We start from the raw sequence: 23,716 nt of genomic DNA on the forward strand, positions 1-23,716 counted from the left end.
ATTCGCGCTATATGTGCCAGCGAATGTGCTGCCGCGGATGTAAGGACACGATCAGCGGCGGCATCGCGTATCTGTGAACGCCACGCTCATAGCCGGTCTCAGTTGTCGTTTCCATCTCAAGCATCGGCTTACCCGTAATCGAATTACCACAGTGACCGTGACGGCCGCTGCCCGCGATACCACACCGCTTTGCGTTGGAATGGCGCATTACCTTTCGTGGCTCGCGCGAATCGGCGGAATGCCGGCGGGCGATTCGGTACCCTGTCAGGATAGCAGCGACACCAAGTATGCCGTGACTGCGGAGAACAGCAGGCGGTCGGGGTACCGGTCTGCCATGGGTCGTACTTTAAATTGACAAGCGCTTACCAGACCGTCCGCCTGCATAGGTGCGTTAGCTGGAGGGAGAGGCGCGATATCGGACCCCTGGCGTGCCTATGCTCACGCATGTACCGGCCCGGCGTTCCGTAATAGCCTTGATTTCGGAAAGTGAGCCGATGACGGCGTCCTTGCCTGTAAGACGGGCAAATTCGATCGCCGCCTGAATTTTCGGACCCATCGAGCCACTTGCAAAACCGAGCTTTTCGAGTTCGTCAGGGTGTGCCTGCGCGATGGCTCGACTATCCGGTGTACCCCAGCCAACGTACGCGGCATCGACATCGGTTGCCACGATCAACATGTCTGCAGCCAGTTCGTGCGCGAGCAATGCGGAGCATAGGTCCTTGTCGATAACCGCTTCGACGCCGATCAATTGGTGATTAGCGTCGTAGCAGGTTGGAATGCCGCCACCGCCCGCGCAGATGACAATCGTGCCGTACTCGAGTAACCACCTGATAGGGCGGATTTCGAAGATGTGTTTTGGGCGAGGGCTCGCGACCACCCGACGGAATCTGTCGCCGTCCGGCGCGATGCTCCACCCCCGCTCTTTTGCAAGCCGCTCAGCTTCCTCCTTTTGATACACCGGACCAATCGGTTTGGTCGGATGCTGGAAGGCGGGATCATGTGGATCGACCTCGACCTGCGTGAGAATCGTTGCGAACGGTACGTCGTAAGGCAGCAGGTTGCCGAGTTCCTGCTCGATCAGGTAGCCAATCATCCCTTCCGTCTGCGCGCCGAGAACGTCGAGCGGATAAGTTTCGACTTCCTTGTAGGCTGCGCCCTGGAGGGCCAGCAGCCCGACCTGCGGACCGTTGCCGTGCGCAATGACGATTTCGTTGCCCGGCGCGACCAGCGCGATCTGCCGGGCGGCAAGTCGCACGTTGTCACGCTGGTTTTCGGCCGTCATCGGCTCACCCCGCCGCAGCAGCGCATTCCCTCCCAAGGCAATCACGATACGCATGATGTAATACCTCCTGGTCCACGGCCGACGGCGCATGGCGCAGGCGTCGCTGACGCTCGCGCCATGACGTCGCAGCCGGTTCGATAAGGGTTGCTCAGATGTCCGCGAGTGTCGAGACGAGGATCGCCTTGATTGTGTGCATGCGGTTTTCCGCCTGCTCGAACGCGATATTCAGGGGCGACTCGAATACGTCATCGGTCACCTCGATTCCGTTCGTAAGCGCCGGGTATTTTTCGGCAATCTGTCTGCCCACTTCTGTTTCGCTGTTATGGAAAGCCGGCAGGCAGTGCATGAACTTCGCCCGCGGATTCTTCGTCGCCTTCATCAGGTCCATGTTGACCTGATATGGAAGCAGGGCAGTGATGCGTTCGCCCCAGGCGTCGAAAGGTTCGCCCATTGACACCCAAACATCTGTGTGAACGAAATCGGTGCCCTCGACGGCGGCCTTGGGGTCTTCGGTGAGCGTGAGGCGTGCCCCGCTTTCCTCGGCAAATTTCCGGCATGCCGCGACATGTTCATCAGAAGGCCAGAGCGATCTTGGCGCGCCGATGCGCACGTCCATGCCCAGCTTGGCGCCGATCAGCAGCAGCGAGTTACCCATGTTGTTGCGTGCGTCGCCGAGATACGCATAGCTGATGTCGTTCAACGGCTTGTCGCTATGTTCGCGCATGGTCAGCACGTCCGCGAGCATCTGCGTCGGATGGTATTCGTCCGTCAGACCATTGAAGACAGGCACGCCTGCATAGCGCGCAAGTTCTTCCACGACTTCCTGGCTGAATCCGCGGTATTCGATCGCGTTATACATGCGCCCAAGCACGCGCGCCGTATCCTTCATGCTCTCCTTATGTCCGATCTGGGACGAATGCGGGTCGATATAGGTGACATTGGCGCCTTGATCGTGTGCGGCGACCTCGAACGCGCAGCGAGTGCGCGTCGAAGTTTTCTCGAAGATGAGCGCGATTTCGACGCCTTTGAGGTGCTGCTGTTCAGTGCCCGTATACTTCGCGCGTTTGAGGTCGCGCGACAGGTCGAGCAGGTAGCGAAGCTCACGATTGGTGTGATGCATCAGGCTCAGCAGGCTTCGGTTGCGCAGGTTGAAGGCCATGGTGTTCTCCCGTCCAGGTCAGTTCGGAGGCGGCGCGCTGGCGGCGACCGCCGCCGTGAGTCAATAGTCGATGGGATCGCGGACGATCGGGCACGTCATGCAATGACCGCCTCCGCGGCCTCGTCCCAGTTCGCTCGCGGTGATCGTAATCACCTCGACGCCTGCCTTGCGCAGCAACGTGTTGGTGTAGGTGTTGCGGTCGTAGCCAACCACCACGCCGGGCTCGATGCAAACCACGTTATTGCCGTCGTCCCACTGCTCGCGCTCGGCGGCAAAGCTATTACCACCCGTCTCGACGACACGCAGCTTTGGGAGTCCGAGCGCATCGCCGACGACGTCGATAAACGGTTTGTCTTCCCGGCGGATATCGAGCTTCGTTCCCGTAGACTCGTCGGGCCGCACCGAGAATGCAACGATCTCATTGACCACTTCGGGGAATATCGTGACCAGATCGCGGTCACAGAACGTAAATACCGTATCGAGGTGCATTGCAGCGCGGGACTTCGGCAGGCCGGCCACGATGATGCGCTCGACGACACCCTTCGCGAACAGGTTCTGCGCGAGTTCGCCGATGGCCTGGCGCGACGTGCGTTCGCCCATTCCGATGAGCAGCAGTCCCTTGCCGATGGGCATCACGTCGCCGCCCTCCAGCGTGGACATGCCGTGGTCGCGGTCCGGATCGCCGTACCAGACGGCAAATTCCCCGTTCGCAAAGTCCGGATGGAACTTGTAGATCGCCGTAGTCAGCAGGGTTTCTTGGCGCCGGGCTGGCCAGTACATTGGGTTGAGGCTGACACCGCCATAGATCCAGCAGGTGGTATCTCGCGTAAACATCGTGTTCGGCAGCGGCGGCAGGACGAAGCTGGAGTAACCCAGATACTGCCGGAACATCTTGAGCGTGTTCGATTCGGCCGTATCGGGGATGTCTTCCGCGACGACACCGCCGATGAGAAACTCGGCCTGCTTGCGAGGCTCCAGTTCCTCCATCCACGCGCGAACCTCGTTGGCGAGCCCGATGCCGACGGTATCCGGACGGATCTTGCGATCCAGGATCCACTTCAGCGCTTCGGGGTTATGCACTGCTTCTGTCAACAGGTTGTGCATTTCCAGTACTTCGACACCGCGCTCTCGCATCTTGGTGACGAAGTCAAAGTGATCGCGCTTAGCCTGACCCAGCCAGATAACATCGTCGAACAGGAGCTCGTCGCAGTTGCTCGGCGTCAGGCGCTGGTGCGCAAGTCCTGGCGAACAGACCATTACCTTGCGCAGTCTGCCCGCTTCCGAATGAACTCCAAATTTCGTTCTTTCCGTGATCATCATGTGTCTCCTGCGATCAGAGCGTGAGGAACCCCTGTAAAAGCTCAATGCAGCGATTAGCGCTCCAGTTGCAACCGCCGCAAAGACGAGTTATTCGACCATCGTGGACGTGGGCTGGCCCGCTTGGCATTTCGCTTATGCAACGCCTGACCGCCTGGCCAGCGGTGTCAGTTCAACCGAAGAACTCACTGCCAGCATATGAGCGGTCCCTGGTTACCGATTGACCTGCGTCAACGTGTCATCGGGTAACCAGAAACGCGGGAAATTGGCTCCGCGCAGTGAGTGGAGAGCGCGAAGTCATCTGATGTGTTGCCGCTCGACCGCACGTGATTGAAGGTTTTCGAAATCAGCTTTGGTTAGCCGGTCCGTGACCGCGAGACAGCGTCGGATCTGCTGGGATAGTCATTTGTAACGGAGGAAATCCAGATGATGCTGAGCTTCGCTTCGTTTCACATCAGAGTATGGCGGCGACTGAAGCGACGACGCTCAGTCACGTTTTCGCCAGGGAAACGTATCGATGGAGTACCGCAAGCCGAGGCCTTGAACTGCCGGTTTGCCGCGCTTACTGTTCACCTCACGCGCCGGGGCCGGCGGCACTTTCACGGGCATTGAAGATGGACAAGTCGCTTCTATACAAGGTGTCTGCGAACCGTATCCCGATCCCGGGTTCAACGTTGACACGGGCGCGATAACATTTGATGCGTAATGCAGACACAGCCACTCGACATTACCCGATTGCAGCGGGTCGCTTTCCGACAGCCAGTTGGTGCCGCACAGGCTGCAGCGAAAGTGGCGAACGACAACCGGGGGCCGCCCGAGGCGATGCAACCGCGTGGGACTGCGTCTTTCCGTCAGCCACGCGTGTGCGATCGGGTTTTCGCTATCTTGCATTCTCGCGCACGCTTCGCAGGACATAGGGGCAACTCGGACTGGTAGACAAGTTCGAAGTGGTCGATACGCCTCAGGCCGGTTGCAGTTCACCAATCTTAGATCGGCGAGGGTCGCCGCAGTCTTCGCCGCGCGCATTTGCGCATCACTGGTTTCATCACTGCCGTGCACCACGATCTCGTGTCGTGAGCAGGTTGCCGGGCAGCGACCGGACACCCCAGGCTGCATGCGCACCGCTCCTCAGGTATGAAATCAGGGTATCGACACGTTCACGGGTGGGATTGATCTGGGTCAATCAGTGCCCGCCTCACAGTGCTTGAATCAAGGTGCAAACAGCAGGAGCGACCATGGTTCCCCGTTCCGTCAAGGCACCGACCATTCCCATCCCCTTCCACAAATTGCTGAAGGTCGTGGCGATCGTTGACCGCAACGATCCCGATACCAAAGAACTTGTCGACGGGATTGCGGCGGAGAACATAAGGGTTGAGGTCACCGACAGCACCGCGCGGGATTTCGATGAAGACGCAGATGTTGGCGCTTATATCGTACGAGTCGACGGCGAACACCTTGAGCAGGCGCGTAACCTTGCGATTGGCGTGCGCTCGATCGGTTTTCATATCCCGCTCTGGGCGTTGGCCGACACCCATCGCATCGCCGACCTCGTCGTGGCGGGCGGGCTCGGCGAAGTCGATGGCTATATCTACCTTGGCCAGCAAACTCCCGCCTTCTACGCGAAACAGGTCGCCGCAAGTCTTGTGAAGTACGGCATGAGCCTCCTTCCGCCTTTCTTTGGAGGGCTCGTTGCCTACGACGCGGAAGCGAACATCGCTTTCGACTGTCCCGGACATCAGGGCGGACAGTTCTACCGGAAATCACCCGCGGGACAACTCTTCTTCAAGCACTTCGGTGAAAGCATTTTCCGTAACGATCTTTGCAACGCGGACGTCGATCTCGGCGACCTGCTGATCCACGAAGGACCGGCGGCGGATGCCGAGCGTCACGCGGCTGAGGTATTCGGTGCGGACCAGACCTATTTCGTCCTTAACGGTACCAGTACCTCGAACAAGATCGTAACGGGTGCGGTGCTGCGACGCGGCGACCTGGTGCTGTTCGACCGGAATAACCACAAGTCGGTGCATCAGGGCGCGCTGGTGCAGGCGGGTGCCATTCCCGTTTTCCTGCCGACTGCACGCAATCCGTTCGGCATGATCGGCGCGGTCGACTGGGACGCATGGGACGAAGACTGGCTGCGCGAGCAGATCCGGGCAAACCCGCTTGTGAGGGATCCTGCACGCAGCAGGGCGGAGCGGCCATTCCGTCTCGCGTGCATCCAGCTCGATACCTATGACGGCACTATCTACAACGTACGCAGGGTGCTGGAGAAGATCGGACATCTGTGCGAATACGTGCTGTGGGACGAGGCATGGATCGGCTACAACGCGTTCCACCCGTTGTTCGAAGATCACAGTCCGATGCGCCTGAAGCAATTGACGCCCGATATGCCGGGACTGTTTTCGACGCAATCCGTGCATAAGCAGGGCGCCGGCTTTTCACAGGCGTCGCAGATTCACAAGCGCGATGAACACATCCGTGGCCAGAAGCGCTTCATCGAACACAGGCGGTTTAACGAATCGTTCCTGATTCATGCGAGCACTTCGCCTTTCTATCCGCTCTTTGCCTCGCTTGATGTGAACGCGAAGATCCATGAAGGAAAGGCGGGCGAGATGCTGTGGGACGGTTGCATCGAACTGGGTATCGAGGCGCGCAAGAAGCTGCGCGAATTTGTGCACCACTACGCGGCCACGGGGCAGTGCACAGAAGAGCAGTGGTTTTTCGATCCCTTCGTGCCCGACGTTGTGACACTACGTGATTCGAGATTCATGGCGGACGTCGAGAACGTGGCCTGGGAGTCGCTGCCGACAGACGTCATCAAGCGCGAGCAGCAATGCTGGGCATTCGATCCCGAGGCGGCATGGCACGGCTATGCAGGCTACGCCAAAGGGTACGCGATGGTGGACCCGAACAAGCTCACGCTGCTGACGCCCGGAATCGATAGAAAGACGGGCGGCTATCTGAGCTTCGGCGTTCCCGCGACTGTCGTCGCAAATTATCTGCGCGAGGAGGGTGTTGTTCCGGAGAAGTGCGACCTGAACAGCATCCTTTTTCTCATGACACCGGCCGAGGACGAAAGCAAGCTGAACACGCTGATCGCCAGGCTCGTCAGGTTCAAGAACCTCTGGGATCGCGACGCGTCACTGGCCGAAGTGCTGCCAACATTGTACACCGCGCATAGCGCACGATATGCAGGCTACACGCTCCGTCAGGTTTGCAACGAGATGCACAACTTCTATCGCGAATCCAACGTAAAGGAGTTGCAGCGCCTCTGCTTTCGCGCGTCAAGCTTCCCTGAACTCGCAATGCCACCCGAGGCCGCATACGGGTCGCTTGTCGCAAACGATGTCGAGTATGTGCCGCTCGACGCCGTTCGTGGTCGCATCTCCGCGACGCTTGCGCTGATCTACCCACCCGGCATTGGCGTTGTCTTGCCCGGTGAACGTTGGGACGAGCGCGCGCAACCGATGCTCGACTACTTCATGGCTTTCCAGGAATCATTCAACCGGTTTCCCGGCTTCAACTATGAAGTGCAGGGCGTGTTCCAGGAACGGGAAGGCGGCCGTATCCGCTTCTATACCTACGTTGTCCGGGAATAGCCGGCGTCGAACGGTCCAGCCGTTGGGAGGCAAACATGTCTGATCAACCCAGGAAGATGAGCGTCGTGCAACTGACGTTCATTGTTACGGTAAACATGATGGGCTCGGGCATCATCATGCTGCCCACCAATATGGCAAAGGTGGGGGCAATCTCCCTGCTGTCGTGGCTCGTCACGGCGGTCGGGTCGCTGGCTATTGCCTATGGCTTCGCCGAAGCGGGGCTGCTGAACCAGCGCGCGGGAGGAATGGCAGCCTATGCTGAGGATGGCTATGGCAAGGACGGCTACTTCCAGGTGTTCTTCCTCTACTTCCTGTCAATCGCTATCGCGAATGTTGCGGTCGCAAGCTCGGCGCTCGGCTATCTCGCGGCGTTCTTTCCTGTGCTCACATCGTCACCGGTCGCCACCTGCATTGGGGTGATCGCGCTGCTGTGGCTCACTACCGTCGCAAACTTTGGCGGCCCGAAGGTCACGGGACGCATTGGCGCGGTGACCGTATGGGGCGTCATCCTGCCCGTTGGGTTCATCTCGATCGCCGGGTGGTTCTGGTTCCACGGCGGAACATTTGCCGCCGCCTGGAATCCCAAGGGCGTCAGCCTGCTTGAGGGCATGGGTTCAAGCATTTCGCTGACCCTCTGGGCGTTCCTCGGCATGGAGTCGGCAGTGCAGAACTCATCGGCCGTCGAGAATCCCAAGCGGGACGTCCCACTGGCGTGCATGTTCGGCACATTGGGCGCGGCGGTGATCTATATCCTGTCCACGGCAGCTATCCAGGGCATTGTGCCCAATGCTGACCTCGCCGCATCGACGGGGCCGTTCGGCCTGGCCTTTGCGCGCATGTTCAACCCGGCTGTCGGTTCGATCGTGATGGCGCTTGCGGCGCTGGCATGCGTGGGTTCACTGCTCGGCTGGCAGTTCACACTGGCCCAGACGGCCAAGGATGCGGCGGACAGCAGGATGTTCCCAGGCATTTTCGGCAAGGCGAACAGCATGGGCGCACCTATCGCAGGCATGGTCATCATGGGCGTTGTCCAGTCGCTGATGGCGTTGTCGACCATTTCGCCGAATCTCAGCGAACAGTTTGCGGCACTGGTCAATCTGGCTGTCGTCACCAATGTGCTGCCGTACATCATTTCGCTGTCGGCGTTGTTCACGATGATGCGCAACGCAGGCACGACGCCCGCCAAATACCGTCTCAATGCGATTGTGACGGTTATCGCGCTCGCGTACTCCGTCTTTGCGATTTATGCGTCCGGCAAGGACGCGGTGCTCGGCGGCATGCTGGTCATGGCGATCGGCTATGTGATCTACGGCTTCATGGCGTTCCGCTTCACCACGGTGACTTCATCCGGACGATCGTCCGCGGCCTCTGCGGTGGCTGCACTGGCAATCGCTTTTCTCGTGCTGGCTGGCCTGCTGCCACGGCCAGCCCACGCAGATGAGCCTGCTTCAGCGGGAACGCTGGCGAGAGTCAAAGAGTCTGGCACGATCAATCTGGGCTACCTCAGCGACGCGCAGCCGTTTTCCTACAAGGACCAGACTGGCCGCATCACCGGTTACACCGTGGCGCTGTGCCAGAAAATCGCCGATGAGATCAAGGCCGAGGGCGGTCTCGGTACGTTGAAGGTCAACTGGGTAGCCGTCACGCCTGACGTCCGTTTGCGCGCCGTGCAGGAGCACCGGATCGACCTGTTGTGCGGAGACGCGGACACGCTTGCGGGCAGGGCCGGCATGTCGTTCTCGATCCCCGTGTATCCGGGCGGTATCGGCGCGGTCGTGCGTTCCGATGCGCCGGCCGGACTGAAGGAAGTCCTGTCCGGAGCGAGTCCATCGCATCCCACCTGGCGCGCCGTTCCGGCGCAACTGATTTCGCGGCAGACCATCTCGGTGATCGATGGTTCGCCCGCACAACGCTGGCTCGGCGGCAGGCTTGCGCAATTCCAGATTACGGCGTCCGTCATTCCTGTCACCGATGTGCAGTCGGGCGTGCGCAGGGTTCTGGACCGCCAGTCGAACGTGTTTTTTGGCGAACGCTCGCTGCTGCTCGCAGTCGCCAGCAGTAGTCCGGCGTCAGGTGACCTGACGGTACTCGATCGTCACTTTACCTATCTGCCCGTGGCCATCGGAATGGCGCGGGGAGACGACGATCTGCGCCTGCTGGTCGATCGCACACTGAGCCGGCTATTCGCTACTTCGGAGTTTCCCGCGTTGTACGCGAGGTGGTTCGGTTCGCCTGATGCGGATACGCGCAATTTCTTCCGGCTCAGTGCGCTGCCGGAATGAGATCAGCGGGTCAGCGAGGCGGTCCGTAGCGGGCAGTCTGTCATTGCTCAGGTGTGGATGGTGGCTGAGTTATTCGCAATCGGGGATGAGTCAATCCAGCGTAGGAGGGTACCAAACCATGAGTCGTTACCTGGGCCTGGGACCAAAAAGGTCTTCACACACGGCTCCGTCCGCTAGCGATATCTTGCAGGACACGCAGAATTTCTCGCTGGTGCTGGGCGGCCCGCTATTTCAGTTGCTGCGCCGGACTCATATGGCCGACGATGCGATGGAACTGATACGGCAACGGGTGATCGTCATCACGCTCGTGGCCTGGCTGCCACTTCTTGTGCTCGCAGCACTTGAGGGGCACCTTCTGAATCGCAGCGTGGCTGTGCCGTTTTTGCTGGATCTGGAAGTTCACATTCGCTTCCTGGTTGCTGTGCCTATCCTGATCATCGCCGAGCTTGTCGTGCATCGTCGACTTCGTCCAATCACGCGAGCATTCATCGACCGGGGAATCATTCCTGAGGGCTCCGTAATGCGGTTCGACGAGGCCATCAGGGCGGCATTCCGGCTGCGCAATTCGGTAGTGGCCGAGCTGCTGCTGGTCGCGCTCGTCTATGGTGTCGGCATCCTCATCGTCTGGCGTCAGTACACCGCACTGCAAACGACGGCGACCTGGTACGCAGTACCCACATCAGGCGGCCTGAAGCTGTCGCTCGCCGGCTTCTGGTATGGCTACGTGAGTGTGCCGATATTCCAGTTCCTCCTGGTCCGCTGGTATTTCCGATTGTTTATCTGGTCACGGTTTCTCTGGCAGGTATCGCGCATCGACCTGAACCTCGTTCCTACACATCCCGATCGTGTCGGCGGGCTGGGATTTCTGGCCAATACCGTCTATGCGTTCACGGCCTTGCTTGTCGCGCACGGTGCAATGCTTGCCGCCCAGTTCGCCGGCCGCATCTTCTTCGCTGGTGCCGCACTCACGGAATTCAAGGTTGAAACGGGTGCGATGGTTTGCTTCCTGCTGTTCCTCGTATTTGGCCCCTTTCTGGTTTTCGCGCCTCAGTTGGCGCAGGCGAAGCGTATGGGCCTGAGCGAATACGGCGCGCTGGCCGAGAGGTACGTGCGCGAGTTCGACGCCAAATGGCTGCGCGGCGGCGGACCTGCCGGCGAGGCGCTGGTGGGGAGTGCAGATATTCAGTCGCTCGCGGATCTCGCCAACAGCTTCGATGTAGTGCGGACCATGCGTATCGCGCCCATTACGCGGGACGCCATCGTGCGGCTCGCGGCTGCAGTGCTTGTACCCATTGTACCGCTGGCGTTGACCATGATGTCACTGGAAGAACTGCTAAAGAGACTGTTTGGACTGGTCTTTTAGGAAACAATCGCTACCCCTGAGTGTCGACGTTGAGTCCGGCGTGACGCTTTGCACGCTATCGGGCGCTGCCGCCATCCGCCTGCCGATGGCTCACGCGGAGACGGTCCGCACAAACAATACCGCGCAAGCGAATGTCGATAGTCAAACCGAAGCGGCGCGCGAGGGTGGGTCGCCTTGCGTGGTACTTGACATGCATCAATCAGCATTCGCCCGATCGGCGGTGTGATATAGGCGTGTCAGGTCAATGTTCGTGAAGGCAATCACGAACGGGGCAGGTCTCGTCGAAGTGTAAAACTTAACTGCATGCTGCCGGCCTCGCGTGCATCCGCTAAGTTTTCCGAGCGCGGCGTGCAGATCTGCATGTCTTTTAAACAAGGACATGAATAATGCTCATTATTGCGGTATTCATCGCAATGGTCTTTCTGTACAGCTTGCTATCGGAGAGACTGGAGCGGACCATCTTCACCGCACCCATCATGTTCACAGCGGTTGGTGCGCTCATGTCTGTTTCGCACGAAGCGCTTTACGAACTCGCGCTTGACCGCAAACAGCTTCTTCTGGTTGCCGAGCTAGGGCTAGTGATGACGCTCTTCACCGACGCCGCCCGAGTCAGTCCCCGCATGCTCAAAGGAGAGACTAATCTGCCTGTGCGCCTCCTAAGTACAGGCATGCTGCTTACGATAGCGATCGGCATCGTGCTCGCGGTCCTCGTATTCAGGTCACTTACCTGGTGGGAAGCTGGAATCGTGGCCGCTATTCTGGCACCGACCGATGCTGGGCTCGGACAGGTGATTGTGAATAGCGTACATGTGCCACACAGGATCCGTCAGGCGCTGAATGTGGAGGCAGGTCTGAACGACGGTCTGTCGGTCCCCTTCCTGATGTTTTTCATCGCATTGGCAGAGGTCACAGAGACGAGTCGAGGTGGCGCGGTGCTCACCCGCTTTCTGATAGAGCAACTCGGATATGGAACGCTCGTCGGACTCGGCATAGGACTGATAGGTGGCTGGCTGCTAGGTCTCGCTGAACGTGAAAATTGGATGGCCGAACGTGCCGCGCAACTCGGTGTGTTAGCGTTGCCGCTCGGGTGTGTGGTGGCTTCAGAGGTGACAGGAGCGAGCATGTTCATCGCTGCGTTTGTGGCGGGCCTCGCGACACAGGCAGGTTTCAAAAAGGTCGGCGAGCACAACGTCGAATTCGCTGAGGGCTTCGGACTGTTGTTCAACTACTTCGTCTTCTTCCTGTTCGGCCTCCTTGTCACCCGAGTATGGTCGCAGTTCGGTTTCGCGGTCTTAATCTATGGAGTGCTGAGCCTCACATTGGTTCGTCTGATTCCGGTGGCGATCGCTCTAAGCGGCACGCACCTAAGCTGGCCTACCGTACTGTTCATGGGATGGTTCGGTCCGAGAGGATTGGCATCGATCGTTCTCGGGCTTGTCTACCTCGAAGGAGACAGCGGACTACCTGGCGAGCAGACCATCAAGGTTGTGGTCATGGCCACGGTATTGCTCAGCATATTCGCACATGGTCTCTCCGCGTCCCCCGCGATAGGTCGATATAAAAAGGCAATTGCTCCTCTCAGCAGTGGTGCCCCTGAGCACGCGCACGAAGGGCCAGGCACTGATCAGACGACTGCTGGAAATGCGTGAGATGACCGTGTCATCCAAAGTCGAGGAAAGCGTTCTTCAACCCCGCGGCGGCAAATGGAACTGGCCCGGTGCCTCGGCATGACCTGATATGAGGCAAACGCATACATGTTTAATCTTGAATGCGACGGTGAATTGCATCTGCATAAATCCCTCGCTGAAACTCGGCGTGACGCGCGGATACCTATTGAGCCATACACTCCTACTGTGCAATGTCAAAAGGGAGTGTGATATAGAACGTGGCTCCTCGACCGGAATTGTTCTCCGCCCAGAGACGCCCGCCATGGGCCTCGACGATGCTGCGGCTGATCGGCAGACCGAGTCCGAGACCCTGCGGCTTGGTCGTAAAGAACGGCGTGAAAATTTCATGAATCTGATTCTGTGCGACTCCCGGCCCGCGATCTGTCACCGCGATACACACGGAGGAGTCAGGACGAGCCGAAACTTGCACAGAAACGATGCGATCTGCCGGGGCGCAGTCACACACCGCATCGAAACCGTTTAGTAGGAGATTAAGCACGACCTGCTGCAACTGCACCCTATCGCCGCGCACGACGGGTAGGTCGTTCGCGACACCAAGCATGATTTTCACAGCGCGAACAACTGCGTCGCTGTGCACGAGCATAAGAGCGTCTCGCACGATGCCGCCCACGTCCAGCGACTGCATCTCCGTATCGCTCTTTCCCACGAGCGCCGCTGTTTTGCGGATGATTTCGCCAGCCCGGCAGTTGTCCTCGATAATGTCATTCAATGTTTCGCGTACCTCGAGGAGATCGATAGGGTTCGCGTCGAGAAATCGATGCGCCGCCTGTGCGTTGCTCAGTATTGCCGTAAGAGGCTGGTTGAGCTCGTGTGCCAGCGAACCTGCCAGTGCGCCTACAGCCGAGACGCGGGCAAGATGGATGATCTCCCGATGGACATGATGTCGTTCGCGCCTGCCGCTGAACTTCACAATTGCTGCGAGTAACGCTGGTGTGCCGGCATGCAGATACACTCGCGTTGTCACGCTCACCAGAAGCTCATCCCCGTCCTGCCGCTTCGCAATAAAAGTAGGCGCAGCGAGCGCCCACCATGAGCACGTAGGCGACGACGCGGCCTCAAGTATCGCGTATGCGCTATTTCCGCAGAGTGTCGGGAAAATTAACGTGATGGACTCTGTGACCAATTCCTCCCGGCGAAACCCAAACAGCGCTGCCGCCTCTGGGTTCGCATATAAAATCCGGTCTTGCCTGTCGATTGCAATCAGCGCGGTAGGGACCACGTCCAGGGCTTCATTCAAACCGTCCGCGGATGGCAATTCGCGGCCCGGTCTGGCGCGCGTCGCGGGCCACGGTAGGCGCGTTGCGAGTTCATTCGCAACGTGCAGCAGCGTACCCCGTCGCCATGCAGAGCCAGGCGACAGTCTGGCCGGCTCCCGTTTTTCCCCTTTGTTGTCGATGAGCAGAGAGATGGTCTCCGGCGACCGCAAGCGGGTCGAGCTAACGGAGACGTGTGCGCCGAAGTTCAGCAGGGAGCGCACACATTGCGTCAGCATTGCAACGGTTCCCGGCTCAATGATTTGTGATCTTGGGGCGGGTATCTTCATGGTCGATCCAGTCATTTTTAGTGGCCAAGAACTGCCAGCGCTTCGTGCATCGGCGACATCGATACGGTCACCATTCCGTCGAGCGGGGTGTTCATTTCCAGGATCAGGAAGATCGCGACGGATGTAGATAGCGCGCCCAGAAACAACGCGATGACAACCGTCGTATTTGCAGGTGTGAAAAGGCCAAATGCGCCGAAGATAATGCATAGCCACAGCACGAGGGTGATAAGGAGCGCGCCAGGGGGAGAGCCCGCAGCCTGCAGAAGGCCGGTTTCGCGCACGGCGAGCGCGTCGTTGGCCATCTCGATCGCGCGTGTCTGCAAGCGCCGCTGCATGTCGTTTTGCGGTGCGAGGGACTCGAGTTTGCGCAAAACAAATTCTGCGTGCTCCAGCGCCTCGGGGCCGTACAACGCTGCCAGTTGCGCCGCGTCGCCTGACGCAATCTGCTCGGTCGTCCGGGCGACAATCTGCTTCAGCACGTCCCGGATCTCCTGCGTTTGCGGCCCATAACGCGCGAGCACACGATCAAGCAGGATGATGTTGGCAGCATCGCGTGTCACGCTGGCGTCCACCATGTCCAACGAACTCTTCGCCGATGAGATCAGCAAGCCGAGCACCAGCGCTGCCATCGTGGCGATCAGGCTCGTCGCCAGTTTGACGACGCCAATCGAGTCGTCGTCAAGGTGGTGCTGCGGAAGTAAGGTACGCAGATACAGACCGAACAGTGCACTGCAAAAAACGCAGGCGAATATGATCAGGGCGACGCTCAGATGGTGCATCGTTAATCCTCCTTGCGTCGGCAAGGACCGACGGACCACGCGCATGGTCACCGCGTTGCGTGCAACCCCGGCTCAGTCCGTTTTCCGTCCATACCTCTGCGTCGCCGAAAAGTGTCCATCAGAGGGCAGCGTTGCGTTGATCGCGCTAATTGCATAGGTCGAACCGCATTCGGAATTTGCTGCGGACCGGAGCGTAGGTCCAGTTTCGCACGGATGCGACTTGCGCAATTTCTACTGACCGACGAGCGAAGGTGTGACGATGCGAAATTTGACTTTTTCCGGAGCGTCTGCAATAGCAGTCGCAGCTGCATTCGTTGCGGGATGCGCGAACAACAACGTGCCGACAAAGACTGAATATTCAGGATTTCTCGGCGACTATTCGAATTTGCAGCAAACGCAGGATGCCAAGGGAGAGACGCTCCTGAGGTATATCAATCCTAAGTTAACCCCGGCAAATTACAGTGCCGTCATTGTCGACCCGGTTTCGATATATCCAAAAGCCGAACCAACTGAACAACTCAGCCAGGCAACCATCGATCAGGTGCGCAACTACGGCACCACTTGTCTGAGGCAGGCGATCGCTTCAAGGGTCCGGGTCGTCGACGCTCCTGGCCCAGGCGTGCTCCGGTTGCAGGTCGCCATCACAGGCGTCGCCAGCACCGCAGAGGGACTCAAGCCTTACCAGGTTGTGCCAATGGCGTTTGTCGCCACTATGGCGATCAACACTGTTGCAGGTGCTCCGCAGCAGGCGAAACTGCTGGTCGAAGCGCGTGGCACGGACAGCGAGTCAGGCGACGTCCTCGCGAAAATTGTACGCACGCATACCGGCGAGAAACTGGGACGAGTCGCATCGAATGAACCTGTGATCACGTTCGAATCGGTGAGACCGATCATGGACGACTGGTGTGACACGGTTTCCAAATCCGTATCGCAATACGTAAAGCCCCGATAGCTGGAAGCAGCTACCGACTCGGCCCTCGCGTAGTGTACGGTGCATGCAATCAAACGGCGTGGTGCTCTAATGTGGATTTATCGTGTCGATGAGCCGCGTCTCGGCGCGGTTCGGGTGCGTGAATGGAGACGCCGCGCCCGCCACGCAATCGCTCTCCTGGTGTTGGTGCTCACTGCAGCAACCACGGGGCTCATGTTACTGGACGAATCGAACGCGCCGTTTGGCAAGCGACTGTTCACAGCTATGTGGGACGCGGTCAACCTGACGACGACGCTCGGCGACTTTTCCGAGTTCGATGAGCGCCAGAAACTTTTCATGCTCGCGGCGATGTTTGTGACCATGTTGGTCGCTGCGTTCGCAATATCCAGTCTGACCGGGATTCTGTCTGGCGACGACGTGATCGCATACAGGGAGAACAGGAAAATGGAGCATAAGTTTGAACATCTCGCCAATCATGTGGTCGTCGTGGGATATCGATCGCTGGGGCAACGCATTGCGGAAAAATTGCGAGATGCGGGCGAAACCGTGTTGGTTCTCGTATCTGACAAGGAGATGGCCGATCGGGCGGCGGAACGCGGTCACCTTGTGATCCTCAGCGCCCCCGACGTTTTCGACGACGCGCTTCGTCATGCGCAACTCCAGAACGCAAAGTCGCTCGTCGTGACGACGCCCGATGGTGACGCGAATCTGGCCGTCACGCTGTTGACGCACTCCCTTAATCGCTCACTCCCGATCATTGCCCCTGGAGAAAACACATTGAGAAAGACACTGCTGGAGAATGCCGGAGCGACGGGCGTTGTTATCGGCGATGACATTCTCGCCGATGCACTGATCGACAGACTGATGGCACATGCGGAGGTTACATCATGAAAGCGGTGACACGGACCGAAGCGCTCTCTCACCGGATACCGCTGCTGCAGGGGGTCTTCCCCATGTCCCGGACCCAGTTGCCGCACGACATCGTCGCGGGCATTACGCTGGCTGCTTTGGGCATTCCGGAAGTGATGGGATATACGAAGATTGCGGGCACACCTGCGGTAACGGGGCTTTACACGATCCTGCTGCCCCTGGTGGCATTCGCATTGTTCGGCGCATCGAGGCACCTGGTAGCCGCGGCGGACTCCGCGACTGCCGCGATTCTGGCGAGCACGTTGGTAACTGTTGCTGCACTCGGCAGCAAGGAGTATGTCGGGCTGACGAGTACTGTCGCGCTCACTGTGGCAGCGATGCTCGTCGTGGCCCGGATTTTTCGATTGGGCTTTCTTGCGGATTTTCTGTCCCGCAGTGCATTGATCGGCTTTTTAACCGGTGTCGGGATCCAGGTTGCGGCGGGTGAACTGGCTGGATTGATCGGGCTCGCAAAGCAAGGGCATGGCCCGATCCTGCAGGTGGTATCAGTCTTCGAGCGGCTCGGAAGCGCTAGCTACGCGACAGCAGGGCTATCCGCGGCAGTGCTTGCCGTGATCGTGGGCTGCAAGCGCTTTTCGCCGCGAGCGCCCGGCGCGCTCATCGCGGTGGTCGGCGCCATCGCGGCTAGCGCAATCTTCGGCTTCGGCCAGCGGGGGATCAACGTCATCGGCGAAGTGCCTGGCGGTCTGCCTTCTCTTTCGTTTCCGCCGATACGTTGGGCGATGATGGATCAGGTGCTCGCTACGGCGGCGTCGTGCTTCATCGTGATCATCGCGCAGAGCGCAGCAACCGCGCGTGCATACGCCAACCGGTACAACGAGCACAGTGACGATAATCTTGATATCGTTGGACTTGCAGTAGCCAACGCATCGGCCGCCTTCACGGGTACCTTCGTCGTCAACGGTAGCCCGACCAAGACGGAGATGGTCGACGATGCAGGCGGACGGACGCAGATCGCGCATTTGACCACGGCAGCGATTGTGCTGTTCGTACTGCTCTTTTTGACCAAACCGTTGGCGTTCCTGCCGGCGGCCGTATTGTCGGCGATCGTTTTCATGATCGGGCTGAAACTCATTGACGTGAAGGGTATGGCGGAACTCTTTCGTGTTCAGCGCGACGAGTTTGTCGTTGCGCTGATCACGGCCTGCGTGGTGGTATTCGTCGATGTAATGCACGGCATCATCGCCGCCGTTCTTCTGTCGGTGATCGACAACACACGTCACAGCTACCGGTTGCGCACCCGCGTGCTCACTCGCGACGAGACCGGCCACTGGATTCCCCATGTCGTCGCGCCCAATCTGTTCGCCGCGCCCGGAATCATCGTGTATCGCTTTGAGGCGGATCTCTTCTATGCAAACGCCGGCCGCTTCATGGATGAAATTCTGAAGCTTGCAGAACAAACCCAACCGCCGCCACGCTGGATCGTGGTCGACGCGTCGCAGATCAGCAATGTCGACTATACGGCGGGCAAGACCTTGCTCCAATTGAGAGATGAGCTGGCGCGACGGGGTGTCGGCATCGCCTCGGTTGCCGTGCCGGAAGGTGTGAGTAATGAACTCGAACGGTATCGTGCGCTGGGAGAGAAGGAAAAGGCAAGCCGCCAATCTATTTATCCGACGGTCGACGCAGCGATTGATGCGCTGCGCGACGCCAGTCCGAATGCGACTGTAACGGTCGCTCCTAACGCTTAGATTGAGGTTTCAGCATGGTCGCCCACCGGTCAAACGGGCTCAGATCGGGCAGCCATTGTCATCTGCTGTTGACGGATGTGGATGAGCATCCGCCACCGCCATTTCGCGGGCGCGGGCCTCGCGCCTTTGCGAATGATGGAGGGGAAAGCGGCCCACGGCCGGTTGCCTAGATCGAGGCTCGCAGGCTGCGACCTGCCCAGGCGGGATGTCATCGATTTGCTTGAATCATCCAATGAAGGACGGTTACCCGCGTTGATACCCATACGCTATGGCCGCATGGTCGCAAGTCCGTTTGCATTTTACCGGGGGCGCAGCGGCGCTGATGGCGTTCGACCTTGCGCAGGTACCGCGCACCGAAATCATCGTTCAGTTGTGCGGCGATGCGCATCTGGAAGATTTCGGCCTGTTCGCGAGCCACGAGCGCCGGATTTTGTTCGGGCCTAGTGATTTCGACGAGACGCTAGCAGGTCCGTTTGATTGGGATCGTCGTCCCATTTCTGTCCAAACGCAAGACCGCATCCCACCAGGAGGACGTGCGATATGAGCAGGTAACCACCATTCACCCGAATATGGCGTATCCCGCAGCAAAGGTCTCGCGGGTCGCGAACAGGTCATATCCTGAACACGATTTCTTCAACGATGCATTCGTGAAGATACTTGGTTTCCCAATTGGCACGGTATCTGTGACGAATGGTCAGAGAGTGGTATCTATCTGACTCGTGACCAGCATCTGTACATTGATCAGATGGGCGAAGGGCTAGCGAACATCGTCGCTCCTTTATCTGAATTGGCTGTGAACAGTGGGAAGCTCTTTCTAATTGAAATGCCGGAGAATGATCTTCATCCGCAGGCATTGAAGGCATTGCTCGATTTGATCCTTGAAAGTTCCAAAAGAAACCAGTTCATCATCTCGACGCACTCAAATATCGTCGTCCCCCCCCGGCAGCGCAGGGAATAGCAAACTCTTCAACATTGAAGCGGATCGTGGAGAACTTCCCCCAAAAGCAAGAATATCCGAGGTCGCGCAAACGCCTGAAGCGCGCCTTGCGATTCTTCGCGATCTTGGTTATACGTTTTCGGATTTCGACCTGTGGAATGATTGGCTTATTCTCGAAGATTCCTGAGCGGAGTGCATCATCCGTAGCTATCAGATTCCGATGTTTGCCCCAGGGCTGTCGCGCGTGCCGACACCTCCGGCCGAATTGATCGCGACAGCGCCCGGTTGCCAGCAACAGACTGCTTGCCTGCGCCCGGAGGTATTCGTGCTTGCCATCGTCCAACGGGAAGCCGTCTAAAACCACCCTCGATTGACACGCAGCGGTGAGCCGGTCTCCGGTGGAACGAGAGGGCACCGCGTAGACCGGGAGCGTGATTCCATGTCTGCGCGCTGCATGTTGGGCGGCAGATCAACAGGTCTTTCGCGAGGTCACATCGCCGGGAGCACCACCGGATAGTCAAGGTGGCTGACGACCTGTTTTACGCCCGGGACGCCTCGCGCCGCGATGCACGCGGCTTTGCGCTCCTCCTCGCTAAGGATCACACCCCAGAGGTGTACCTCGCCTTCGTTGACGATCACCTGCCCTCGCGATAGCGCCCAACGTTGGCCAGACATCGCATTCAAGATGGCCTCGCGTATCTCTGCGTCGGCTCGTACGACCGGCGTCTGTCTGTTGTCGTGCGTGCTGCTTGCGAGCGCACGCACGAGGTCGGCGCGACTCACCAGGCCTGTCATCTTGCCGTCTTTCAACACCGGAACGCGCTTGATGCGATGCCGCTCCAGCAGAGATGCAACTTCCGAGAGAGGCGTGTCCTCGTTTACGGTGATGACGTCGACAGTCATCAGATCTTTCACCATCTGAGCATGCTCTTTCACGTACTCGCCAGCCAGTTCCCGGCTAGATGCGAGAAACTCCAACCACCAGGAGCGGCGCCGGCCGCCCGTGCCTATTTCGCCACGGTGCACCAGATCCCCCTCGCTGACGATACCAATGAGCTTACCGTCGGCAGTCTTTACCGGCACCGCGCTGATCGAGTGTTCGACGAGGAGCCTTGCGGCCTCCCGTACGCTCATCTCGGGGGTAGCGAAAATGACCGACGTTGTCATCACGTCACGCGCCCACATGAATTCTCTCCTTCAACGCTTTAACCTCTGGCGGACTGTATTCGGGAGAAACACAGTCGTGGCACCCGCGCTCACCGGAAACAGGCTGGGTCAAGATGTATGGTCCACGTAGCAACGCATGATTCGCTTGATCCAGATCAAGTGGGAGTGTGTCGCGCAGCGAAGCGTGGTACCGCGTCGGTCATGGGGCGTCGTGGTGAGTGGGTATCTCCAGTGGAGAAATTTCGCTCAACGCTCTTTCTCCACAACAAGCGGCGATTGCGTCGCGGGTGGCGTCGCGCAAATCTGCCGCAGCCTTCATGTCTTCTCCCGACGGTGCCAGAGCTGGAAGCACGGTAACTGTGATACCGGCTCGCATTGGCAACCACTGTCCATCCGGCAGCACAACGCGCGTGCCAGCGATTGCGACAGGAATCACGGGCCGGCGCGAAACGCACGCGGTAATAAAAGCGCCGAGCCGAAATTGCCGCAGGCCCGCGGATCTGACGAAGGTTGCTTCGGGAAAGAAGAGCAGCGAAGTTCCGGCGATTGCCTGCTTTACCAGTTCGCGCTCGTCGTCGGCCATGCGCCGATAGTCTGCGCGTTCGACGAAACGTACGCCTATTGCGCGAAGGAAGCGGCCGAGGAGCGGTGCGCTGGTCAGCTCACGTTTTGCAACAATATCGAGTGGGATGGGGAGGGCCGCGAGTAGCACCAGCCCGTCCAGATAACTCGCGTGATTGGCAACAAAGATCGCTGGCTGTGCGCTGTCAATGAGATCGACGCCGCGTACGGTCACGCGAATTCCTGTCAGCCGCAGGGCTAGTCGTGCGGCGCGCGATGCAATCCTCCAGTTTCGCTTCGCGTCCGGGTGCCACACAGTCGTCAGCCATGCGGGTATGGCTACAAAGATGATGCTGATCCAGCACCATGCACCGTAAGCGAAGCGTCCGCCGGCAGTTCGGAGCCGTCGGCCGACAGGCAGTATGGTGTTCGCGCCGATGTCGAGCCACTGGCGCCATGGCGGGCGTGGCAGAAGGTCCCCGCGACTGCGCAGATAAAGATCCAGAGTGGCAGCGTGGCGGATCTTGCCGCTGGATGTCTTTAGGATGCTGTGCGGCGGAACCAGGGCGATTTCTTCTGGCGGAGCGCCCAGCAGGGCCACAGAGGCTTCGTTGATGCCAGTACGTATCGTCGCGAGCGTGGCAGGGGCAGTTACGCGAGTCTCTGCGATGACGAGCAGTCGATCAGTACCCGTCTCAATGTCCGGCGTGCCGCACACCGCGACGCAACCGGTCCGTACTCCAGGCAGACGCCCTACGGCCGCTTCCAGCTCATACGGGAAAAAGTGACGCCCGGCCCGAATCACCAGATCCTTTACGCGGCCCGTGATAAACAGCTCTTCATCGGCGAGATATCCCAGATCGCCGGTATCGAGCCAATCATCGTGAATCAGCTGTGCAGTCAGCGCGGGGTTGTGAAAATACCCACGGGTCGAGGAGGGACTGCGGAATTCAATTCTGCCGATCGCTCTTTCGGATACCTCATTGCAGTCGGCATCGACAATACGAATCTGGTTACCGGGTAACGCGCGTCCACACGACACCAGTTCGAGCACGTCATCAGGAAATTCCGCTTGTGCTGCACGCTGCGAGTCAGCCAGTCGGACGCGACTGATACAGTCTGTCCGCACGCCTCGGCCAGGCTCCGAAAACGCCAGTCCAAGCGTGTTTTCTGCGAGGCCGTAGACAGGGGTCAGCGCAGTCTGCCTGAACCCATGGCTGGCAAAGCGTGCAGTGAATGCGCGCATGGTGGATGCACTGACGGGCTCCGCGCCGCAGAATGCCAGGCGCAACGAGGACAAATCGACGCCTTCGAGATCGGCGTCCTCGATCCTGCGTGTGCAGCGCTCATAGGCGAAGTTGGGTGCTGCCGTAATGGTGGCGTGGTAGCGACTGATTGTCTGCAGCCAGTGCGCCGGACGCGCAAGAAACGTCAGCGGGGACATCAGAACCAGTGGGATCCCGAAGTAGAGCGGGCCGAACCACGCTCCAATCAGTCCCATGTCGTGATACAGGGGAAGCCAACTTGCGAAGATGTCGTGCTCCGCGATCCGGGCAGTCTGACCCATCGCCCGGATATTGGCGAGCAGGTTCGCATGCGTGAGCACGACGCCTTTGGGCATGCCAGTGCTGCCGGACGTGTACTGAAGCAGCGCGACGTCGTCAGCGTGCGGGACATACCGTTCGGTATCCATCTCGCCCATGAGTTGAGGCGCCGCAACGATCTGGTGTAACGTTGGTATCCTGGCCTTGGCCAGAAGGCCGGCTCCAAACGCGTGTGAGGAGACAATCATTACACGTGCACGCGCATCATAAAGAATCGCCGCGTGCCGCGCCAGGTGATCGTCGATCCGTGCGGATTGCGCAGGCGGATAGACGGGCACGACGATGGCGCCGATGAGCAGTATGCCGGCGAAGCATGCGAAATAGTCGCTGCCCGTTGGCAGCATTAGTGCGACGGTATCTCCTGGATTGACGCCGACCTCGCGCAACCCGCGCGATACCCGCAGGGCGGCCTCGTGCAGCGCTGCATAGGTCATCGTATGTGATGCGGAGTCATCGTCGAGAAATGCGATGTGAGTGCGTTCCGGGCGTCGCGATGCATGCCACTGCAGTGCGTCGACCAGCGTTCTTGCATCAGTGGGCGGGTCCAGTGCACCGTCCGGCGCGCCAAGCTCGATGGCACCGATCGGGGATGTGGACCGCCCGGATGTTTCCCCCTCGAGGAAGCGCAGTAAATCACGTGGCGTTACCGCCTGCCCAAACAGATCAAGTGGAAAGCGCACGCCGAGCGCTTTCTCGATGCGGCTCAGCAGTTCGGTGCGAGCGAGACTGTCCAGCCCGAGATCACGTTCGAAGTGGCTCTCAAGTCCTACGGCAAGGGGCTTGTGCCCTCTGGGACTCATCTCTGCCGCAAAGGCATCAACTATCTCCAGCAACCGCTGGACGTTGGCCGACGAGCGACCGGCGGCGTCATCTTTCATTTCAC

At 59.2% G+C, this 23,716-nt stretch carries 17 protein-coding genes and 1 pseudogene; 11 read left to right on the forward strand and 7 right to left on the reverse strand.

All coding sequences use genetic code 11. The features are described 5' to 3' along the window. Positions 1-391 precede the first annotated feature (391 nt). From arcC to arcA, 3 genes are all read right to left on the reverse strand, one after another. Entirely contained in the window at positions 392-1,336 is a 945-nt protein-coding gene (gene arcC / locus KFO72_RS02960) for a carbamate kinase (RefSeq protein WP_176053438.1), read from the reverse strand. A 94-nt stretch (positions 1,337-1,430) separates the two neighbouring features. Then, positions 1,431-2,441, reverse strand: coding sequence for an ornithine carbamoyltransferase (locus tag KFO72_RS02965; protein WP_060608096.1), 1,011 nt, complete (start codon positions 2,439-2,441; stop codon positions 1,431-1,433). A 60-nt stretch (positions 2,442-2,501) separates the two neighbouring features. After that, the gene (gene arcA, locus KFO72_RS02970; protein WP_060610421.1) at positions 2,502-3,758 is read right to left on the reverse strand and encodes an arginine deiminase; all 1,257 of its coding nucleotides are present in this window, start codon (positions 3,756-3,758) and stop codon (positions 2,502-2,504) included. 1,235 nt (positions 3,759-4,993) lie between these two features. Here arcA and speC point away from each other — a divergent pair. The 4 genes from speC to KFO72_RS02990 all read left to right on the forward strand — a co-directional run bounded on the left by speC (position 4,994) and on the right by KFO72_RS02990 (position 12,651). Then, complete coding sequence (gene speC, locus KFO72_RS02975; protein WP_225031349.1) at positions 4,994-7,357, forward strand: ornithine decarboxylase; 2,364 nt, start codon at positions 4,994-4,996, stop codon at positions 7,355-7,357. A gap of 35 nt (positions 7,358-7,392) precedes the next feature. Then, the gene (gene potE, locus KFO72_RS02980; protein ID WP_062917981.1) at positions 7,393-9,639 is read left to right on the forward strand and encodes a putrescine-ornithine antiporter; all 2,247 of its coding nucleotides are present in this window, start codon (positions 7,393-7,395) and stop codon (positions 9,637-9,639) included. A gap of 118 nt (positions 9,640-9,757) precedes the next feature. Continuing rightward, positions 9,758-11,002 carry a hypothetical protein gene (locus tag KFO72_RS02985; RefSeq protein ID WP_054932186.1) on the forward strand — a complete coding sequence of 415 codons (1,245 nt, stop codon included), beginning with the start codon at positions 9,758-9,760 and terminating at the stop codon, positions 11,000-11,002. Positions 11,003-11,388: 386 nt separating this feature from the next. After that, on the forward strand, positions 11,389-12,651 hold the full coding sequence (locus KFO72_RS02990) for a cation:proton antiporter (RefSeq protein ID WP_225031350.1): 1,263 nt from the start codon (positions 11,389-11,391) through the stop codon (positions 12,649-12,651). A 199-nt stretch (positions 12,652-12,850) separates the two neighbouring features. On the opposite strand, the gene KFO72_RS02995 is transcribed toward KFO72_RS02990, so the two are convergent. Both KFO72_RS02995 and KFO72_RS03000 read right to left on the reverse strand, forming a co-directional pair. Next, the gene (locus KFO72_RS02995) at positions 12,851-14,233 is read right to left on the reverse strand and encodes a sensor histidine kinase (RefSeq protein WP_197496934.1); all 1,383 of its coding nucleotides are present in this window, start codon (positions 14,231-14,233) and stop codon (positions 12,851-12,853) included. Between the two features lie 17 nt (positions 14,234-14,250). After that, entirely contained in the window at positions 14,251-15,012 is a 762-nt protein-coding gene (locus KFO72_RS03000) for a DUF4239 domain-containing protein (protein WP_225031351.1), read from the reverse strand. A 259-nt stretch (positions 15,013-15,271) separates the two neighbouring features. On the opposite strand from KFO72_RS03000, the gene KFO72_RS03005 reads away from it, so the two are divergent. The 7 genes and pseudogenes from KFO72_RS03005 (at position 15,272) to KFO72_RS03030 (ending at position 19,688) form a co-directional block, all read left to right on the forward strand. Next, complete coding sequence (locus KFO72_RS03005) at positions 15,272-15,964, forward strand: DUF3313 domain-containing protein (protein WP_082433913.1); 693 nt, start codon at positions 15,272-15,274, stop codon at positions 15,962-15,964. A gap of 69 nt (positions 15,965-16,033) precedes the next feature. Continuing rightward, positions 16,034-16,834, forward strand: coding sequence for an NAD(P)-binding protein (locus KFO72_RS03010; protein WP_225031352.1), 801 nt, complete (start codon positions 16,034-16,036; stop codon positions 16,832-16,834). Next, positions 16,831-18,564, forward strand: a complete 1,734-nt coding sequence (locus tag KFO72_RS03015) for a SulP family inorganic anion transporter (protein ID WP_225031353.1) — start codon at positions 16,831-16,833, stop codon at positions 18,562-18,564. The genes KFO72_RS03010 and KFO72_RS03015 overlap by 4 nt, the downstream gene beginning before the upstream one ends. 135 nt (positions 18,565-18,699) lie before the next feature. Beyond that, positions 18,700-18,837 (forward strand): annotated as a pseudogene (locus KFO72_RS41985) (hypothetical protein); the annotation flags it as partial. 49 nt (positions 18,838-18,886) lie between these two features. Beyond that, positions 18,887-19,108, forward strand: coding sequence for a DUF2252 family protein (locus KFO72_RS41990; protein WP_054932194.1), 222 nt, complete (start codon positions 18,887-18,889; stop codon positions 19,106-19,108). 201 nt (positions 19,109-19,309) lie between these two features. Beyond that, positions 19,310-19,522: an AAA family ATPase gene (locus tag KFO72_RS42410; protein ID WP_412101753.1), complete on the forward strand. Its 213-nt coding sequence runs from the start codon at positions 19,310-19,312 to the stop codon at positions 19,520-19,522. Beyond that, on the forward strand, positions 19,443-19,688 hold the full coding sequence (locus tag KFO72_RS03030; protein ID WP_225031354.1) for a Nif11-like leader peptide family natural product precursor: 246 nt from the start codon (positions 19,443-19,445) through the stop codon (positions 19,686-19,688). The genes KFO72_RS42410 and KFO72_RS03030 overlap by 80 nt, the downstream gene beginning before the upstream one ends. A 302-nt stretch (positions 19,689-19,990) precedes the next feature. Here KFO72_RS03030 and KFO72_RS03035 read toward each other — a convergent pair whose 3' ends face one another. Both KFO72_RS03035 and KFO72_RS03040 read right to left on the reverse strand, forming a co-directional pair. Then, positions 19,991-20,686 carry a CBS domain-containing protein gene (locus KFO72_RS03035; RefSeq protein ID WP_225031355.1) on the reverse strand — a complete coding sequence of 232 codons (696 nt, stop codon included), beginning with the start codon at positions 20,684-20,686 and terminating at the stop codon, positions 19,991-19,993. Positions 20,687-20,867: 181 nt separating this feature from the next. After that, the gene (locus tag KFO72_RS03040; protein ID WP_060608111.1) at positions 20,868-23,711 is read right to left on the reverse strand and encodes an AMP-binding protein; all 2,844 of its coding nucleotides are present in this window, start codon (positions 23,709-23,711) and stop codon (positions 20,868-20,870) included. Positions 23,712-23,716 lie beyond the last annotated feature (5 nt).

Origin of the sequence: Paraburkholderia sp. XV (assembly GCF_020177535.1) — a bacterium.
In the GTDB taxonomy this organism is placed as follows: domain Bacteria; phylum Pseudomonadota; class Gammaproteobacteria; order Burkholderiales; family Burkholderiaceae; genus Paraburkholderia; species Paraburkholderia caribensis.

Coding starts and splice junctions, on each gene's coding strand:
- arcC (WP_176053438.1), bottom strand. CDS start 1,336: ATGCGTATCGTGATTGCCTTGGGAGGGAATGCGCTGCTGCGGCGGGGT.
- KFO72_RS02965 (WP_060608096.1), bottom strand. CDS start 2,441: ATGGCCTTCAACCTGCGCAACCGAAGCCTGCTGAGCCTGATGCATCAC.
- arcA (WP_060610421.1), bottom strand. CDS start 3,758: ATGATCACGGAAAGAACGAAATTTGGAGTTCATTCGGAAGCGGGCAGA.
- speC (WP_225031349.1), top strand. CDS start 4,994: ATGGTTCCCCGTTCCGTCAAGGCACCGACCATTCCCATCCCCTTCCAC.
- potE (WP_062917981.1), top strand. CDS start 7,393: ATGTCTGATCAACCCAGGAAGATGAGCGTCGTGCAACTGACGTTCATT.
- KFO72_RS02985 (WP_054932186.1), top strand. CDS start 9,758: ATGAGTCGTTACCTGGGCCTGGGACCAAAAAGGTCTTCACACACGGCT.
- KFO72_RS02990 (WP_225031350.1), top strand. CDS start 11,389: ATGCTCATTATTGCGGTATTCATCGCAATGGTCTTTCTGTACAGCTTG.
- KFO72_RS02995 (WP_197496934.1), bottom strand. CDS start 14,233: ATGAAGATACCCGCCCCAAGATCACAAATCATTGAGCCGGGAACCGTT.
- KFO72_RS03000 (WP_225031351.1), bottom strand. CDS start 15,012: ATGCACCATCTGAGCGTCGCCCTGATCATATTCGCCTGCGTTTTTTGC.
- KFO72_RS03005 (WP_082433913.1), top strand. CDS start 15,272: ATGCGAAATTTGACTTTTTCCGGAGCGTCTGCAATAGCAGTCGCAGCT.
- KFO72_RS03010 (WP_225031352.1), top strand. CDS start 16,034: ATGTGGATTTATCGTGTCGATGAGCCGCGTCTCGGCGCGGTTCGGGTG.
- KFO72_RS03015 (WP_225031353.1), top strand. CDS start 16,831: ATGAAAGCGGTGACACGGACCGAAGCGCTCTCTCACCGGATACCGCTG.
- KFO72_RS41990 (WP_054932194.1), top strand. CDS start 18,887: ATGGCGTTCGACCTTGCGCAGGTACCGCGCACCGAAATCATCGTTCAG.
- KFO72_RS42410 (WP_412101753.1), top strand. CDS start 19,310: ATGGGCGAAGGGCTAGCGAACATCGTCGCTCCTTTATCTGAATTGGCT.
- KFO72_RS03035 (WP_225031355.1), bottom strand. CDS start 20,686: ATGTGGGCGCGTGACGTGATGACAACGTCGGTCATTTTCGCTACCCCC.
- KFO72_RS03040 (WP_060608111.1), bottom strand. CDS start 23,711: ATGAAAGATGACGCCGCCGGTCGCTCGTCGGCCAACGTCCAGCGGTTG.